This is a genomic window from Pseudomonas sp. B21128, from assembly GCF_044218865.1.
GTDB classification, from domain to species: domain Bacteria; phylum Pseudomonadota; class Gammaproteobacteria; order Pseudomonadales; family Pseudomonadaceae; genus Aquipseudomonas; species Aquipseudomonas iridis.
In genome coordinates this window covers 511,418-529,419 of sequence record NZ_CP162590.1, presented here as the reverse complement: position 1 = coordinate 529,419, position 18,002 = coordinate 511,418, and the positions used below count along the sequence as shown (strand labels likewise).

Below are 18,002 nucleotides of genomic sequence, written 5' to 3'. Positions count from 1 at the left end.
TCACTCATTGATCGGCCAAGGAAGTTGTAAGTAACTTCAAGTTGGCGTGACATTGAGTTAATCCTTCGCATTTAAAGTGTGATAGCAAACACCAGGCTGCGACCCTGTCGGGCTCGCGGCCTTGTGTGTTTGCAGGCAGAAAGTAGGCGCTGGGCATGTTGCTAAATCGTGCAGTTGTGCACTTTGAATGTTGTTCGATGTTTCGCGTGACACTGGTTGAGTTTCTTTTTGGTTTGAGTGCGCCCTGTTTAAACAATAGTTTTTGTTTTCATGTTCTAACTATTGACTCAAGGATGTATGCAGATGGGCGCTACGGAAAGTTATGCAAACACGAACGGATTTGTTTCGACGGAGGATTTTTCAATACTGCAACTTGCGTTGATCGAGTTTGCCGATTCAGCGGAATACGCGATGCTGAATACACATCATGAAGTTGCCAGTCAAACCGTTGATGCTGCCGAAAAGCTACTGGCGGTGAAGTTGTTTCAGGAAACGCTGGGATCACTACTAAGCCGCAGTAAACCGTCCGCCCCTGTGGCGATCAATCGGATTCAAGGCGGGTTGAACGAATATATTGCGCGACTTTCAGCGACGGTGGAGATCCTTTCCGGAGCGGCAACACCGGTACCGAACATCATGCACTTCGTATGGGTGGGCGGCAGTGAAGTGGGGGCGATCCAGCGTGACTACATGAATATCTGGCGCGAAGTGCTCAAGCCTGAGCAGTACCGGTTCAATCTCTGGTACGACAGCGACGCCTTGCTCGCTTTTGAAATGAATCGGGTGATTCTCGACAGCGCACGTGTTGATGCGATGGAGTCGGGAGGCGCTCTGGCCGGGCAACCCAGCGAACTGGCCCGAATGATCGAGGATCGCGCGCGCGTGTTGAAGCACCAGATGTTCGCGTACATCGAACAACCGCAATGGCGCGGCAGGGCGGATGAGGCCCGTATTGACCTGATGGTGCGGGCGTATGGCAAGGATCGCGCGACGCTTGAGGCCTTTCGCCAGAAGTGTCTGGCTTCGCATCAGGCCATGGCGGGACCGGATCTGGATTTGCGCGACGTGCGTCAGGCGTTCGCCGGACACTTTTTACAGGATGTCTATCAGCGCGAAGTGGCCATGCGCGGCAACTTCGCGGCCGCCAGTGATGTGGTGCGTTTGCAGGCCGTGCACCTCGAGGGTGGCCGTTACAGCGACATGGATTACCTGCCACCGTTGGCCGACAAGTTGGGTGGCGTGGATATCAGTGGTTTCAATGGAGAGCAGCGATTCGCGGTTCTTAAACTTTTACTGGATCACAATGAAGCGTTGATGCAGGGTCGCGATGCGCTTCGTTACGAAGGCATCAGCGGAGAAATTCCTGCGCGGCATGTCGAGGCGTTAACCACATTTGCGCGCAGCAAACCGCGCGCTCTGGATATTTTTGTTGCGCCACGGGACAAGGGAGTTCCTCGGCAAGCCATTCGCTTGGGGACTGCGCACAGTGACCCTTCGAGGGGGGAAATGAATGCGCATATGTTGGCCCATCCCGGTAGTGGTATGACCCGCTCCATCATGGAGGTCATACGGGTCAACTACGACTGTCTCACCGAAGTCGAACGGCGGATGGGTGCAGCAGGCGCGGGATGGGGGGAGAAAGCACGGCTGAATAAAGCCATCGCCGATGTAATGGAAGAAAAAGCCGCACGCGTTAGCGCACTGTCGCATGCGGATGAGTTGTATCTGCCCCGGCTGGAACTGGCGATTCTTCAGTATTACTCAGACGGGATTCGCCCCGAATCACGCGGCACGATTGTATTGAGCGGTCCGAGTGCTGCCAGTGCAGGGCTCGGTCAGTACGCGGCCACCCATCTTCAACTTGCTCAATGGTTGGCCGTGCGTGACAAGCTCAAGTTGACGCAGGGCTATAACGTATTTACCGAAGAGGAACTCGTTAGCGGCTGGACGGTAAACGGTACCGAGGAGGAATGGTTAATAAAAGAAGTGGAAAAATGGCAAGCCGGCAAACTAAAGTCGCGTTACGCCGGCCAACTGGCTGACCTGTTGAAGCAACACACCCTGACGTTCAAGCAGGGTTGGCCGGTGATTGAAGGCAAACCCGTGTTGTTGACTTCGGTATTACAAACGTTGATGGATGAACTGGGCGGTTCCTTCATTCGCGTGATGAAAGATAAGTTGAGCGGTGATGTCACCTTTGATACAGCCTTCTCCATAGATTTTGAAACGCGGCAGCAAATCATCGCTCAACCCGACAGCCAGATTCCCGCTTCCCATGGCGTCGAACCCACCAGCAACCTGAATGAACTGTTCACTCACGTCGCCCACGGCTCGCTCAAACCTGAGCACCTGAGCCCGATGCTGCGCGTGATACTGGGCGGCATTTTCGGCGCGACGAGCCTGGATGACGCCGGGTTCGCCGGTGTTTGGCAGCAGGTCTCGGATATCGCGCACGCAACCACGCAAGACGGTCTGTTCGACCGCTACAACGCCATCGAGAACGCCGTGCGCCAGCGTCAGTCGGCGGTCAACGAAACCGCCCCGGCGCTGCGTGGCCTGCCTGACAGCCACACTTCGCGGGAGCTCAAGGTGATCGCCTTGACCGAACCGTTGACGCTTGACAGGTGGCATGAACGCGTTGAGCAGATCAACCGCACCGCGCGACGTGAGTATCACGCGCAAATCCTCAAGCGCGGCGGGCAGGTGCGTAATCTGTTTTTCAAGGCGGGTGCCATTTCCACCCGGCAGATGCCGCAGGATTTGCTGATGAACACAGCCGGCGATCCGGGGCGCCGCTGCTATCCGCTGGCGCTGCTGACTGCGTCGGCACTCGCTCAGGGCGAGTCGGCCGAGCGTGCACTGATCGGGCGTGTCGCCAACGCTGGCAAGACACCCGATGACGCTGATTCCCGCGCGTTGCTGCTGGCGCTGGATGAGCTGCATCAGACGCCAGTCACCGATCACGGTACCGCCCTCGGCCTGCATGGGGTCGAGGGTGTCGTGCAGATGCTGCAAGCGAAAACGGCACCCGCCGTCATGCTGCTCGATACTGGTAATCACGCGCTGCTGGTGGCCAAAGTCATGCAGGGCGACACGCCGGTTTTTCGTTTTTACGACCCCAACTTCGCGATTTTCGGCTTTGCCGGGGCGCCAGAACTGACCTTGGGCATGGCGCTCTACTTGAGCGCCGGAAAGAGCGCGATGGCCAGGCTTTACGGTCTGGACGACATCGCCAAAGCACAATTCAACGTGATCGAACTGAACACCACGAAGATAGCCGACACTGTGCTTTCTTCGAATCTGCGGCTCGACAGCTTTCTGCACAGTGAGGCGATTACGGATATTCAAGGTGTTTCGGTCTGGGGAAAACAGGCGCTCGGGCGCACCCGCTCGTTGAATGAAAACGCTCGAATGGGAGCCAGTCTGGCGCAACTGGATGCTCGTTACTGGACGCAGGAGTTTGCTCAGGCCACCGACCTTTTGCGTGCCGAGTACAAACTGGGACGTGAATATCTTCCGTTGCTGGACACCGTCGAAAAAACGCCGGAGGCGGGTTACTCGTTGACCATGGCTGACGTTCTCCAGCCGCAGAACACACTCAAGGTTTCCACCCGCGACGCGCGGTTCAGCAAGATCAGGCATCACCTTCAGCGTCTGGCAAAAAACCTCGCCGGTGAGGCCACCCATGCGGGTGAAGCCGACGGCGGGAATCGCTTGAGTTTCGCCTTTGCGATTCAGACGCTGATTACCGAAATGCGCCAGCGGGATTACCAGAGCGGTGAAGGACAGATGCCGACATTGGCGATTGCCCTTCAGGTTCAGGTGTATGTGAACTACGCACAACTGAGTTTTGGCGTGGTCAGCGATGGGGTGCAGATCGCCCGGCTGGTGCAGCAGGTGTCGACCGCCGAACAGGCGCTGAAACAGACCTCGGTTTCGGGACGTTTGGCCGGTCGTGCGGCCACTGGCGTCGGTTTCCTGTTCTCCCTGGCGAATATCGGCTTCGATATTTACAACCTGTCGATTGCCGAAAACCATGAGCAGCGATCGCGGTTTTCCACCTCGCTGGGCTTCAACGTGGCGGCGTTGGGCCTGGATATCGTTGCGCTGGCGGCCGGTGGCGTCGCTGGCGGGGTAGCCGCTTTCCTGTCTGTACCTTTGCTCGGTATCGGCATCGGCGTGACAGCCATCGCCAGCAATCTGGGGCAGATCCGGGACAAGGCCACGGCCGTCGGCAACCACCTGCGCGATATCCAGAATGCTTACACGCCTGGCGCCTATACGCTTGAACAAGGGGTTCTACAGTTCCCGGCCGAGGCGGTCATCACGCGCCTTGATCTGCAAGGTAATCAAGTCCGGTTCAGCAGCCAGAGTTTTTACCCGTGGGTGGGCGGTCCTCTGGAGTTGCCGCAATACACCAGTGCCGCACAGCATATGCACCGCGCCATCAACATTCGGGAGGCTTTGGAGCTGCCCGCCGTCATGACGCTCGACAAGGGCCGAGCCGGCGATCGCCATACGGTCGTGCTGCCGTGTACGCCTGTTTGTTTTTACGGATACGAGTATCAACTGGGGGGCACGGGACACGAGTACGTGCCAAAGCCAGGAGAGGTGGTTGCGCCGCGAGCAGCGAGTGAGGCCCCCGGGCCGCAGTGGTATTCATACCTCTCGCCTCTTGCGGCGGCCATCGAAGCGATTGCCGACAGCTTCAACGATGGCATCTATACCCGCTATCCCCAATTACGCAACAGTGCCGCTTACAAGCTGGAGTATGACAAACAAGGTAATCAACGGTTTTACCTGTACAGCACGCCATCGCTGAAACACATCCTCTACAAACTGCTCCCGGTCCATAAGCCGACGAACATAGAAGTGCAGCTGGATGAACATGTCCGTCAGTTGGTCGTCCCGCAGTTGCCGAAGGAGTGGAAGCAGTGCATCTCTTACGAGATCTTCAGCCACTCACCAGGCACGCGTCAGCTCTGGCTGACGCCGGGCCTTGTTGCGGTTTCCCTGCGCAACTATGCGGCGACGCAGTGGATACTTCACGCACCGTGGGCCAGCGAAAAAAGCGTTGGTTTTGATGGCGCGTCGCTCAACGTCGACGGGATTCGCATCGACGGTCATGTGGATTTCATCGAGCTGGCGAACGGTGAATTGTTCCGTCTCGACTGGAAGGCCGTGCGGCTGATCCTGGTGTCCATCAGGCTGGAGCATCCCACTGCCTTGGCCAATGCTTCTACATTGCACATTTCGATCGGCAGAGAAACCTCGCCGGCTGCGGTGCTGGCCCGAATTCGAATGCTGGTGGCAGAACAACGCGTGGCCACCGCTTATGTGCCATTGAACAAGTTCAGGGTGCCGCTGAGCGCGGCAAACCAACCGGTGTTCGTCACTGCTTACTATGACGTGGCGAACGCCCGGTTGTTGTATGCACGCAACCTGCCTGAGGCAACCAATGATGGCGTGATCCTGGCGGCAATCGATGCCAGGCACGCCTGGTTCTATCACCCCGAGCATGCAACGGTCTGGCGCGTCGACGTGATCACCGGCACGGTCAACCATCGCTACCGGTTGATGAATCCCGCCAGTGGCTCAAGGATTATCGGTTGTGAACAGACTGTCGGCGGCATTCGGGTGCGGCAAACGATGCTTGCGGTCGACAGCGGCGTAGAGAGCGGTTTTGAATATTTTCTGACTGAGTCCACGGTAACGCTTGAGTGCATCAACACTTCGGCTGCCTGGGGCGATTACACACCGCGTCGGCCGGCCAGTTACTGGCGCTCATTGGTTGATCGCTTCAAAACGCCACGTGACTACGCCGATAGCACCTCCGGTATGGCGGCGAGCGTGGGCATGTGGCGGCCAGCTCAGTTTGTGCAGATACGCAGTCACGTCCAGCAAGCGGTTCGAGATATCGGCTGGATCCGTCTGGCCGATGGTCTGCATTTCCAGCCAGACCGTGCCAATGGCCTCGATCTGGATACGAAGATGCTGGTCTGGGATGCGGGTCTGGGCGATCTCCCGCTGTTCTACAGCAAAAGCGCCGGACTGCTGCAGCGGGGGGCTGGAACGGATGACGCGCAAGTTATCGCAACCGACGTCATTGATGTCAGCCAATTCGCCCAGCGTTTCATCGCCACCCGGGAGGACGGTCTGTTGTTCGAGGTCGACAAGCAAGGCGTGATGAAGTTTGTGGGCGTCGGGACGCACTGGTTGCACAAGCAGACGGATTGGCTCGCCGCTTTACCGGCGCTTGCCGAAACGTGGAAAGCGGCGCCGTTCTCGGTCAATGGGCTGAGCAATGCCGGCGACACACATTCGCTGGCGATGTGGTGCATCGACGACACGTTCTTGCTCGTCAACCTCGGTGGTGCCACGGAGCTGAATCTGGTTGGACTGACCCCAGACAAACAGGCCGCATGGTTGCTGGATACCTGGGGACAACTCTATCGCCAGCCTCTGATGAACATCGAGGCACTGCGTCGGGCGTTTGCCGATGGCAGTCGTTTGTTACATCCGGAGCAGTTGCCAGGCGCGCAAAAGGTCTGGTCGCAATGGTCCTTTACCCAAGTGCTGATGGACGGCCGAGGCCTGCTCGGGCAAACCCGCGAAGGCGTCAACCTGGAGCTGTTGGATCAGCAGCCTGCACGCATTATCAGCTTCGAAAACAAATGGTCGGATGTGGCCGGCCAACGTCCCGAACAGTTGCAGGAGCGCTTGCGAGCACTGTTGAACAAGCAAGACCAGGCACCGTTCCTGCCAATCAAACGCCATGCGGATCGCTACACGTACTACGTGCCGCAACTGGACCGGCTGTTCGATGTTACCGGTCGCGCCGATGGGCAGTGGGCGGTGTTTCTGGGGCATCGCGGGGAGTCGGTGCCGCTGCTGTTCGATCCGGTGGACGGCTTGATCCACAGCCGTGGTGCGGCGAAGGACATCTGGCTGCCGGGCAGTTACGCACAGCGTGAAGGGGAGTTGCTGTCGCTTGAAGTGAGTGGCGAGGTCAGCGATCTCGTGGCGCTGCTGCCGGACGGGATCAACACGTTGGTACTGGCTTTCGGTGCGCAGACGTCAAGCTACCGGGTCTCGGATGACGCGTGGCAGCGTCTGGATTGCATTGTGGTTGATAGTCGCCGGCCATCCGCCCGGCAAGTCGCCGGCGAGGGTACGCTGGTGCTGGACATGGCTGGCAATGAGCGTCTGCTGATGACGCAGGTTGATAGGCAACTGGTGTTCACCGATCCGGACAACGCACACAGTCTGATCGTGCGACATGCCACACCCGAAGAGGGCAAACCGGGCATGCCGATGCAGATAAGCGTCAGGGTTGCAGACGAGCATTGCGTTTTCCCGGTCGAACGATGGCTGAGCGCCGTTTTACAAAGCACAAATGATCAAGGGGTTGCCACGCTGAAAACAGTCGTTGAAAAGATCGGCTGACCTATCACGGCAAACTGAACACGCAGGGTTGTGAGCGGATCAGCTCACGACCCTTTTTACCCCAGATAGCCTTTGATCCCGGTAAAGATGATCTGCGCCGCCAGTGCGCACACAAACAATCCCATCAAACGGCTGACAATCTGCAAACCCTGATCGCCGAGGATCCGCTCGATGCGGTTCGACAGGTACAGCACCACGCCGACGGTGAAACTGGCCAGCGCAATGCTCACAATCGCCGTGAGTTTGTCGTCCCAGTGTGGCTGGCTGACGCCCATCACCAACAAGGCGCCGATGGTGCCGGGGCCGACTGTCAGCGGAATGGTCAACGGCACGATGGTCACATCCTGCTGCACATTGTCGGTTTGCACCACCGACTTGCCTTGCGCCATGCCCAGCGCCGAGATGAACAGCACGCTGCCGGCACCGATCCTGAACGCGTCCACGGTGATGCCGAACACGTCGAAGATCACGCGCCCGAACAAATACAGCAGGACGCTGGAAACCAGGGTAGCGATCGCCACTTTCCACGCCAGGCGCCGTTGCTCCTTGCGCGAATAACCACGGGTCAGACTGATAAAGCAGGACAACACGAAGAACGGGCTGTAGAGCACCAGCATCTTCAGGTAAACGCTGAACAACACGTGGAGCATGGTTTTGGCTCACGACAGGAGAGTGTGGAAATGGAGTCTATCAGTCGTTCAGGTTTTTGTCGGTAGCGACTTTTTAAAGTGTTTCGAGTTGCTGTTGTTGGGTGGTTAGTTATTGTTTTGTTTGTTTGATGATTGTGTTACATGTTCAGGTTTGTATGTTTTTGACTGGTTGGTTATGGTTGCTCTCGCAAGTTAATGAGGACTTGTTTTAATAACGATAAGGAATTCGTGATGAGTAATCAGGTAATGCAGAAAGCGTTTGTTGAGAAGTGTTTGAGTGATATTCAACAATATGACGTAAGTGAGATGCCTGTCATTCGTAGTCGCAGTTTTTCTCCGGGCATTAATGCGGGCGATACGGTTGTGGTGCCGGAAAAAGGCTCTGTCGTGGGTGAAGGCATTCTGACCTTTACCGGTTACCTCAGTGAGGTCAATCGAACCGACGCACAAAATGCCTATCTTTTCGCAAGCCTGGTAGCGAACAAGAAATATCCGCGGGAAGACCAGGGCCAGGATTGGTATCTGTTGTTCCGGGATGTGATGAGCAAAGCGGGTTGGACGCCTACCAGTATCTATTACAATAATCTTGAAGTCGGCGGTACCAGTGTCCGGATGGACAAACTGGTACTGGAGATTCTGGCTTCGGTTATCTCGGGTCTGGCTTTGCCCGGCCCGACTAGCGCATTGATGTTGAAAGTGGCAACCGATGCAATTGCAGCGCTGAGCAAACGTGAGACTGCCTTAACGCTGTATGAACGAAACCTTCTGAATAACGGCGTGGGTGGTATCTCGACCGGTGCCTGCACCGAAGTAAATGGTGTGCCCTTGATGGCTGTCGGTGCAGTTCGTTTTCAGCGCAGGAATACGTCGGACAAAGTGCTGTTCGTCGATGTCGATGTTCGCAACGTGAAAATGTACCGCGGCGAGACCGTATTTGAAAAAAATACGGATACCGCCAATGCGACTCGCGACTATATACGCACCAAGTTGGGTCTGAATGCACTTTCTAAAATCGAAGAGTTCGAGATTTAATCAGTGTTGGAAGGGCGGTCGATGTCGGCTGCCCTTTTTTATATTCAGGAGGGGTGACATGGTCGACGAATATTTGACGATGGTGGTGGGGAATTCCATTGTACTTGTGCCTGAAGTTGAGGGTGCGGCGGCTTACGATGATCTGATCAATTCGATCTTGCTTGCACAACTGGTGGCTAATAAAAAGATTGAAAAAAAGCCTGAGGTAATCTGGTATGACGCCTATATGGAAGTTCTCGATGCCTACTGGTTACGACCCCAAAAGGCGAATCAGACATGGGGGTTCAGGCACAACGCAGAAGAACTCGCGCCAAATGCGTTTGCGGCCATGTTGACTCACGGTGCATTAGGTAACGCCCATACAATCGCCGCGGTTTTGGCGCGAATTGCAAAGTTACCGGACGAAGAGCCGGCGCTCCAACTGCTGCGAAGTCACATGCAAGCATCAGTGGAGCCTGCACGAGCCAAAGTGTCCGCTGCGGCGACGAGTGTACGTTTGCTGGTGATAGACGCGAAATCTCCCACCTCCATTACTAGTGCGTGTGTCGAGTTCAAGACGCGAAAGGTATTGAGCCCCAATCCGTTCCAGCAGTCGTATCAATCGGGTGATTTACACGGTTTGGTTCACGTGCATCACGCGTGTGAAACCCTTGTTGAACAGCTCTACGGCCCTGTGCGTGCGGCTATTGCTATAAAAGTCAGGGACAGGCTTGTGGGCAATGTCGCGACGTTGACCCTGCCAAAGGAGGTGAAGTCATGTCGGATTCCATGACACCGCAGGCCGCCGTGGTGGGCGCCAGTGTTGTGGCATTCGCCAGCGGTGTGCCGACGCCCCATCGAGATGACATCTACATGAGCACCGCCCATGCGCAAATGGCGACACGCGCGGCAATTGAAGATGGGCTATCGACTGACTGGTTTGAGTACTACTGCAAGGTACTCAGGTTTATCGGTTGGGATGTGCCGAAACCGCAGACTCTGACGCCATCGCGCAACAGTCTGCTGGCCGGCCAGGCGACGCAACGGATCTCAACCATCATGGGCGAGGAATTTTCCGAGCCAATGCGTCGTGCGCTGGTGGCAATTGAGCGTAATACCTTGGCGCTCAAGCGGTTCGAGTCCACGAGCATTCATGGCGATGCCGGTTACTTTCAGATAATTCCCTGCGTCATGAGCGGCCCGAACAAGGTTGAGATGGGCATTTATCATCGTCAGTTCAGGATCAGGCGACAGGTCTCAGGATTTCTGTTTGGCGAAGACGAGACACTGATCCACAACAGCGTCGAACAGATCGCCGCCATCACGTTCAACACCCTTCATTACGCCCGGTTTCGGGAAAGGGTCAAAAAGTCGGTGCTGACCGGCTCGCTCAACTACCTGAGCAGTCTTGAGATCTGAGCGAATCAGAAGGTCGACGCCGTGCGGTTCTGTTGATCACGTTGGGCCACCCAATGCTCGATCAACTCGCGCAATTGCGACAGCTCGACCGGTTTGGACATGTGCCCGTCCATTCCGGCCTGGCGTGCGCGCTCCTTGTGTTCGGCGAGAATGTGCGCGGTCAGCGCGACGATCGGCGTGCGGATGCGTTGGTTGCTGACTTCCCATGCGCGCAATTGCTGGGTTGCGGAGAAGCCGTCGAGGATGGGCATCTCGCAGTCCATCAACACCAGGTCGTAACGCTGGGCTTTCATCGCTTGCAGCGCCTCTTCGCCGTTGCTGGCGGTGTCGGGTTGCAGGTTGAGCTTGCCGAGCATGCCGCGAATCACTTTGGTCGAAATCGTATTGTCTTCGGCAACGAGGATGCGGAAGTCGCTCGGCACTTTGGCCACCGTGGCCGCGGTCACCACTTGCGGCTGGAACACCACCTGGCCTTTGTTGCGCTGGTTGAGTTCGTCCGCCAGGGTGGTCTTGAGCGTATAGCCGGCCACGGGTTTGGCCAGAATCCTTTTGATCCCCGAGTTACGCGCGATGATCTTGCTCGGCGCGTTGCTGATGCCGGTGAGCATGATCAACAGGATGTCGTGGTTCAGGCTCGGATCTTCCTTGATCTTGGCTGCCAGTTGCATGCCGGTCATGCCGGGCATGTTCTGATCGAGCAGCACCACATCGAAGTAATCACGCAGGTGCGCCTTGGTGCGCAGCAGCGCCAGCGCTTCCTTGCCCGACGGCACGGCGCTGACGTTCAGGCCCCAGGCGCTGCATTGCTGCACCAGCACTTTGCGACAGGTGTCGTTGTCATCGACCACCAGCACCCGCGCGCCTTGCAGCGGGCTGTCGAGGTCGGAGGTCGGGTGTTCAAGCCGATCCGGGTCCAGCGGCAGCGTCAGCCACAAGGTGCTGCCCTGATTGGTGCCGCTTTTGATGCCGAATTCACCCTGCATCAACCGGATCAGTTGCCGCGCGATCACCAGGCCCAAATTGCCACCCAGACGATTGGCCGAAAGGAAATGCTTGCTGTGCAGCTCGGCGTGCATCAGCGCGTCACGCTCCTCCTGCTCCATCGGCTGGCCGCTGTCCTGCACGGCGATGCGCAGACGCGGTTTGCTGCTGCGCTCATCGAGGGCGACGACGATCAGCACTTCGCCTTCGTCGGTTTTCTTCAGGGCGTTTTCCAGCAGACTCAGCAGGGTCTGGCGCAGACGGGTCGGGTCACCGCTGATCACCCGCGGCACTTGCGGCTGAATGAAGCTGATCAGTTCGACGTTCTGCTGTTCGGCCTTGGCGCGGTAGATGCTCAGGCAGTCATCGATCAACGCGTTGAGATCGAACTGCACGTCGTCCAGTTCGATCTGCCCGGATTCGAGTTTGGAGATGTCGAGGATCTCGTTGATCAACGTCAGCAGTTCGTTGCCGGCGCTGTGGATGGTCTGCACGTAATCGCGCTGTTTGACCGACAACGGGGTCCCGAGGAGCAACTCGGTCATGCCCAGCACGCCGTTCATCGGCGTGCGGATCTCGTGGCTGATCTTGGCGAGGAATTCGGCTTTGGCGTTGATCTCGGCGTTGCTTGCGGCGAGGTCGCGACTGATGCTGAAACGGCTTTCGGTGATGCTGCGTTGACGCTCGCCCAGCGCAATGCTCATCAACAGCCCGCTGATGCAGATAAACACCATCAACGTCATGATCAGGCCTTGCGGCGCGACCAGTGTCAGGCCCAGCAATGCGGGAAGAATGATCAGCGTACCGATGTTGAACACCACCATGGCAGCAACAAACAGCCGCGCCGGGCGGTAGCCCTTCTGCCAGTGATAGAACGCCACAAACAACATGCTCAGGCCGGCGAGTGCCACCAGCGCATAAGTGATGATGTTGAGGGGCAAGGTGTTGACGAATAACAGCAACAAGCTGCACGTCACGATGAACAGAATGTCGCCCAGCAACAGTTTGTTCAGCGGATGCGGGCCCAGTGGGGCGAAGAAGCGCAGGGCGAACATCAAACCGGCCGGTGCGGTCAGCAGCAACGCGAGATAAGCCCCGGGCGTCTGGATCGCATGCCAGTTCGGCAGCCAGGGGCCGGCGAGGTTGAGCAACAGCAACAGGCTGAGTCCCAACAGACCCTCGCAGATCGCCAGCCACAGGCTGCTGCGTGAACGGGAGTAGGCGTAGCGCACGAGATTGTGCAGCAACAGCATGGCGAGGCAGCCGAACAGCAGGCCGAAGATCAGTGTCTGGTTCTGGTCGGCCGCGCTCATGACCGCCGATTGCAGGGTGATGTGCGGGCGCAACTGGTGGTCGGAAACCAGCCGCACGTAGACGTCGAGAGGCTTGCTGCTTTGCGGCAGCGGCAGCATGAAGTCGCTGCTCGGTAGCGGCCGTTCAGCCTGGGGCTGGTCGGTGCCGGTGTTGCGTTGCTCGATCAGCTGGTCGCCGTCGAGCACGTACAGATTGAGGTGTGACAGGTCCGGGGCGAAGACCCGTAGCACTTGTTCGTGCTTGCCGGGCGCGAGCCTGAAACGCAGCCACAATGCTCCCTCGGGCTCGGCCGCGGTGAGGCGGTCTAGGTCGATGGGGCTGAATTGGTTGGTGTAACGGGCTGAGCGGATATCGCTCAGTTGCAGATTGCCCAGATCGTCGAGCAATACCGACCAGCCACTGCCTTGCGTGGCCTGGGCCGGGAGCATGCAGAGCAAGGTCAGCAACGTGACGGTGAAGCTTATGGCAATCCTGAGCCAGCGCACGGCGAAATCCCTTCTTAGGTTGATGCCAGAGTATAACGACGCGCGGCGGCGGAACAGCCCGGCGAGGAGCGGTATCCCTCACCGGACTTCATGGACAGCTTATTCCTGGGTTTCGCCACGTTCACGGGCAATGGCGCGGTAGCCAATGTCCTTGCGGTAGAAGCTGCCTTCCCAGTCGATCGCGGCCGCCAGCTTGTAGGCTTGCTGTTGCGCATCACTGACGCTGGCGCCCATTGCGGTGGCGCAGAGTACGCGACCACCGGCGGTCACGACCTGGCCATCTTTGAGTGCGGTGCCGGCGTGGAAGACTTTGCCTTCCAGGCTTGCCGCAGCGTCCAGACCGTTGATCGCGGCGCCTTTGGCGTAGTCGCCCGGGTAGCCGCCAGCGGCCAGCACGATGCCGACGCTCGGACGTGGATCCCACTGCGCTTCGACCTTGTCCAGCGCTTGCGCCAGAGCGGCTTCAACCAGCAGCACCAGGCTCGACTGCAAACGCAGCATCACCGGTTGGGTTTCCGGATCACCGAAACGGCAGTTGAACTCGATGACTTTCGGGTTGCCGGCCTTGTCGATCATCAGACCGGCATAGAGGAAACCGGTGTAGACGTTGCCTTCATCGGCCATGCCGCGCACGGTCGGCCAGATCACCAGGTCCATCACGCGCCTGTGCACGTCGGCGGTGACTACCGGGGCAGGGGAGTAAGCACCCATGCCGCCGGTGTTCGGACCGCTGTCGCCGTCGCCGACGCGTTTGTGGTCCTGACTGGTGGCCATCGGCAGGACGTTCTTGCCGTCGACCATGACGATGAACGACGCTTCTTCGCCGTCGAGGAATTCTTCGATGACCACGCGCGAACCGGCATCGCCGAAAGCGTTGCCGGCAAGCATGTCGCGTACGGCGTCTTCGGCTTCAGCCAGGGTCATGGCAACGATCACGCCTTTACCGGCGGCCAGGCCATCAGCCTTGATCACGATCGGTGCGCCTTTTTCACGCAGATAAGCCAGGGCTGGCTCGATCTCGGTGAAATTCTGGTAGTCGGCGGTCGGGATCTTGTGGCGCGCCAGGAAGTCCTTGGTGAATGCCTTCGAGCCTTCCAGCTGTGCAGCGCCAGCGGTCGGACCGAAGCAGTCCAGGCCACGGGAACGGAACAAGTCGACAACGCCAGCCACCAGCGGTACTTCCGGGCCGACGATGGTCAGGGAAACGTTTTTCTCGGCGAAATCGGCAAGCTGCTCAAGGGCCAGCACGTCGATGGCGACGTTCTCGCACTTGGCTTCAATCGCCGTACCGGCGTTGCCCGGTGCAACGAAAACCTTCTGCACACGCGGATCCTGAGCCACTTTCCAGGCCAGAGCGTGTTCACGGCCACCGCTGCCAATGATCAAAACATTCATTTCAAAAACCTCGGATGACGCTAATTCTGTGGAGCACCGCAGAGATGCTTTTCTGTGGGAGCTGGCTTGCCAGCGATGCAGGCGACTCGGTTCATCAGTCAGACCGAGGAGATGCTATCGCTGGCAAGCCAGCTCCCACAGTGGATCGTGTACTTAGTGACGGAAGTGGCGCATGCCCGTAAAGACCATGGCGATGCCTGCCTCATCGGCCGCAGCAATCACTTCAGCATCACGCATCGAGCCACCTGGCTGGATCACCGCAGTGATGCCGACCTTGGCCGCATTGTCGAGACCGTCGCGGAACGGGAAGAACGCGTCCGATGCCATCACCGAACCCGCCACTTGCAGGCCCGCGTGTTCAGCCTTGATCGCAGCGATACGTGCGGAGTTTACGCGGCTCATCTGGCCGGCGCCGACACCGATGGTCTGACGGTTCTTGGCGTAGACGATGGCGTTGGATTTGACGTACTTGGCCACTTTCCAGGCGAAGATCAGGTCGTTGATTTCCTGTTCGGTCGGTGCACGCTTGGTCACGACTTTCAGGTCTTCGCTGCCGATCATGCCGATGTCGCGGCTTTGTACCAGCAGGCCGCCGTTGACGCGCTTGTAGTCCCACGCGGCAGCGCGGTCAGCCGACCACTCGCCACAGGCCAGCAGGCGCACGTTGGCTTTGGCGGCAACGATGGCCCGGGCTTCTTCACTCACGGAAGGGGCGATGATCACTTCAACGAACTGACGCTCGACGATCGCTTTGGCGGTCTCGGCATCCAGTTCACGGTTGAAGGCAATGATGCCGCCGAACGCCGATTCGGTGTCGGTAGCGTAAGCCAGTTCGTAGGCCTGACGGATGCCGCCTTCGGCGTCCGGGCTCACCGCCACGCCGCACGGGTTGGCGTGCTTGACGATCACGCAGGCTGGCTTGACGAAGCTCTTCACACATTCCAGCGCAGCGTCGGTGTCGGCCACGTTGTTGTACGACAGCTCTTTGCCTTGCAGTTGGGTCGCGGTAGCGATGCCGACTTCGGCAGGTTTGGCTTCCACATAGAACGCCGCGCTCTGGTGCGGGTTCTCGCCGTAGCGCATTTCCTGAGCCTTGATGAACTGGCTGTTGAAGGTGCGCGGGAATTCGCTGCGACCTTCCGTGCTGAGGGTGTCAGCGGCCTGGTTCACGGTGCCCATGTAGTTGGCGATCATGCCGTCGTAGGCGGCGGTGTGTTCGAACGCCTTGAGCATCAGGTCGAAACGCTGAGCGTAGGTCAGGCCACCGGACTTGAGGTTTTCGAGGACGTTGGCGTAATCGCTGGCGTTGACCACGATCGCGACGTCTTTATGGTTTTTTGCTGCCGAACGGACCATGGTCGGGCCGCCGATGTCGATGTTCTCGATGGCGGTCGGCAGGTCGCAACCTGGCTTGTTGATGGTCGCTTCAAACGGGTACAGGTTGACCGCTACCAGATCGATCGGCTTGATGCCGTGCTCGTTCATGATGGCGTCATCGATACCGCGACGACCGAGGATGCCACCGTGGATTTTCGGGTGCAGGGTCTTCACCCGACCGTCCATCATCTCCGCAAAACCGGTGTAATCCGCGACTTCCACTGCGGCAACGCCGTTGTCGCGCAGCAGCTTGAACGTTCCGCCGGTGGAGAGGATCTCGACGCCCAGGGCTTCAAGCTCCTTGGCGAATTCGAGGATCCCGGTCTTGTCGGAAACGCTGATCAAGGCGCGGCGGATCGGCAGGCGGGTAGTCTGGTCGGTCATCTCAATTTCCATCAAAAGCAAAGGAAGTCAGCAAAAAAGGCGACCGGTTTTACGCGGGCGCCTTTCTGGTTTGATTGAATGCTTACAGCAGATCGTACTGCTTGAGTTTCTTGCGCAGCGTGCCTCGGTTGAGTCCGAGCAGCTCGCTGGCCTTGGTCTGGTTGCCCTTGACGTAGTTCATCACGCTTTCGAGCAGGGGAGCCTCGACTTCGGAGAGCACCAGGTTGTACACATCCGTGACGGACGCGCCCTCAAGGTGGGCGAAATAATTGTGCAGCGCCTTCTCGACACTCCCGCGAAGGGTCTGACCTTCTTCGCTCGGCGTATTGAGGTGCTGTTTCAAATTCACGTTGTCGCTCACGGGTGCTGTTCCACTCACTAAAGTCTCGGTCATCATCGTCATGCGGCCACCCCTTCTTCGTCCCCTGTCAGGCTCTTGTAACGCTCGGCGAAGAACTCCCGAACGTTGGCGCATTGTGTTTCCGTACCATCCAAACGATTGAAGTGGGCGCGAAACTCCTTGGCGCCCGGCAAGGTTGCGAGATACCAGCCCACATGCTTTCGAGCAATACGCACGCCCATCACATCCCCATAAAAAGCGTAAAGTGCGGCCAGATGCTCTAGCAGAATGTGTTCCACCTCGATCAGCTCCGGTGCCGGCAATTTCTCGCCAGTGCGCAGGAAGTGATCGATCTCGCGAAAAATCCATGGCCGCCCTTGGGCGGCTCGGCCTACCAACAGGCCATCGGCACCGGTCGCGTCGAGCACGTAACGGGCCTTTTCCGGCGAATCAATATCGCCATTGGCAAACACCGGGATCGACACGGCCTGCTTGATCGCGGCAATCGTGTCGTACTCGGCTTCACCTTTATAAAGATCGGCGCGAGTGCGGCCATGCACTGCCAGCGCGGTGATCCCGGCCTGCTCGGCGATCTTCGCCACGGTCAGCCCGTTCTTGTTGTCGCGATCCCAGCCAGTGCGGATCTTCAGGGTGACCGGCACATCAACCGCCGCCACGACGGCCTGCAGGATCTCGGTCACCAGTGCTTCATCTTTCAACAACGCGGAGCCGGCGGCCTTGTTGCAGACCTTCTTTGCCGGGCAACCCATGTTGATATCAATAATCTGTGCGCCCAGTTCGACGTTGGCGCGGGCCGCATTTGCCAGCATCTGTGCATCACCACCGGCAATCTGTACCGAGCGTGGCTCGGGATCGCCTTCGTGGATCATGCGCATGCGCGACTTGCGGGTGTTCCACAGGCTCATGTCACTGGTGACCATTTCCGAGACCACAAGCCCTGCGCCCAAACGCTTGCAAAGCTGACGAAAGGGCTGGTCGGTGACCCCCGCCATCGGGGCGAGAATCAAGCCGTTCTGTAATGTATATGGGCCGATGCGTACCGCCGACATAGGACTTCCCTGAAGTGGGGCCGGATCATGAGAGTTCGAAAAAGGGTTGGCATGATACCCGCTCTCGATGACTGGATAAAGGCTGAATTGAACAAAATCTGAACAGTTATTTTCTTATCGCCAGCGGTTC

Annotated in this window: 10 protein-coding genes; 4 read left to right on the top strand and 6 right to left on the bottom strand. The window is 58.1% G+C overall.

Annotated elements, in window-relative coordinates:
• Positions 1–411: 411 nt before the first annotated feature.
• A complete protein-coding gene (locus AB4P91_RS02315) occupies positions 412–7,446 on the top strand; it encodes a TcdA/TcdB pore-forming domain-containing protein (RefSeq protein ID WP_395604247.1) in 7,035 nt (2,344 codons plus the stop codon).
• Between the two features lie 56 nt (positions 7,447–7,502).
• Here the strand turns inward: AB4P91_RS02315 and AB4P91_RS02310 are convergent, their stop codons facing one another.
• Positions 7,503–8,096, bottom strand: a complete 594-nt coding sequence (locus AB4P91_RS02310) for a MarC family protein (protein ID WP_042557462.1) — start codon at positions 8,094–8,096, stop codon at positions 7,503–7,505.
• A gap of 231 nt (positions 8,097–8,327) precedes the next feature.
• Here AB4P91_RS02310 and AB4P91_RS02305 point away from each other — a divergent pair, with 231 nt between their 5' ends.
• Genes AB4P91_RS02305 through AB4P91_RS02295 form a run of 3 tightly spaced genes read left to right on the top strand, consistent with a single transcriptional unit; the run spans position 8,328 to position 10,526 of the window.
• Positions 8,328–9,128, top strand: coding sequence for a hypothetical protein (locus AB4P91_RS02305; protein WP_395604246.1), 801 nt, complete (start codon positions 8,328–8,330; stop codon positions 9,126–9,128).
• Positions 9,129–9,186: 58 nt separating this feature from the next.
• A complete protein-coding gene (locus AB4P91_RS02300) occupies positions 9,187–9,900 on the top strand; it encodes a hypothetical protein (protein ID WP_395604245.1) in 714 nt (237 codons plus the stop codon).
• Positions 9,885–10,526 (top strand): hypothetical protein, encoded by a 642-nt coding sequence (locus AB4P91_RS02295; protein ID WP_150596113.1) that lies wholly within the window; start codon positions 9,885–9,887, stop codon positions 10,524–10,526. Before AB4P91_RS02300 ends, AB4P91_RS02295 begins: the two co-directional genes overlap by 16 nt.
• 5 nt (positions 10,527–10,531) lie before the next feature.
• Here the strand turns inward: AB4P91_RS02295 and AB4P91_RS02290 are convergent, their stop codons facing one another.
• The 5 genes from AB4P91_RS02290 to dusB form a co-directional block, all read right to left on the bottom strand.
• Positions 10,532–13,306, bottom strand: coding sequence for a hybrid sensor histidine kinase/response regulator (locus AB4P91_RS02290; RefSeq protein ID WP_150596114.1), 2,775 nt, complete (start codon positions 13,304–13,306; stop codon positions 10,532–10,534).
• Positions 13,307–13,405: 99 nt separating this feature from the next.
• A complete protein-coding gene (gene purD, locus AB4P91_RS02285) occupies positions 13,406–14,701 on the bottom strand; it encodes a phosphoribosylamine--glycine ligase (protein WP_395604244.1) in 1,296 nt (431 codons plus the stop codon).
• 153 nt (positions 14,702–14,854) lie between these two features.
• Positions 14,855–16,462, bottom strand: a complete 1,608-nt coding sequence (gene purH / locus AB4P91_RS02280) for a bifunctional phosphoribosylaminoimidazolecarboxamide formyltransferase/IMP cyclohydrolase (protein ID WP_150594103.1) — start codon at positions 16,460–16,462, stop codon at positions 14,855–14,857.
• An 82-nt stretch (positions 16,463–16,544) separates the two neighbouring features.
• On the bottom strand, positions 16,545–16,865 hold the full coding sequence (gene fis, locus AB4P91_RS02275) for a DNA-binding transcriptional regulator Fis (RefSeq protein WP_003221275.1): 321 nt from the start codon (positions 16,863–16,865) through the stop codon (positions 16,545–16,547).
• Positions 16,862–17,872: a tRNA dihydrouridine synthase DusB gene (gene dusB / locus AB4P91_RS02270; protein ID WP_395604243.1), complete on the bottom strand. Its 1,011-nt coding sequence runs from the start codon at positions 17,870–17,872 to the stop codon at positions 16,862–16,864. Before dusB ends, fis begins: the two co-directional genes overlap by 4 nt.
• Between the last annotated feature and the right edge of the window lie 130 nt (positions 17,873–18,002).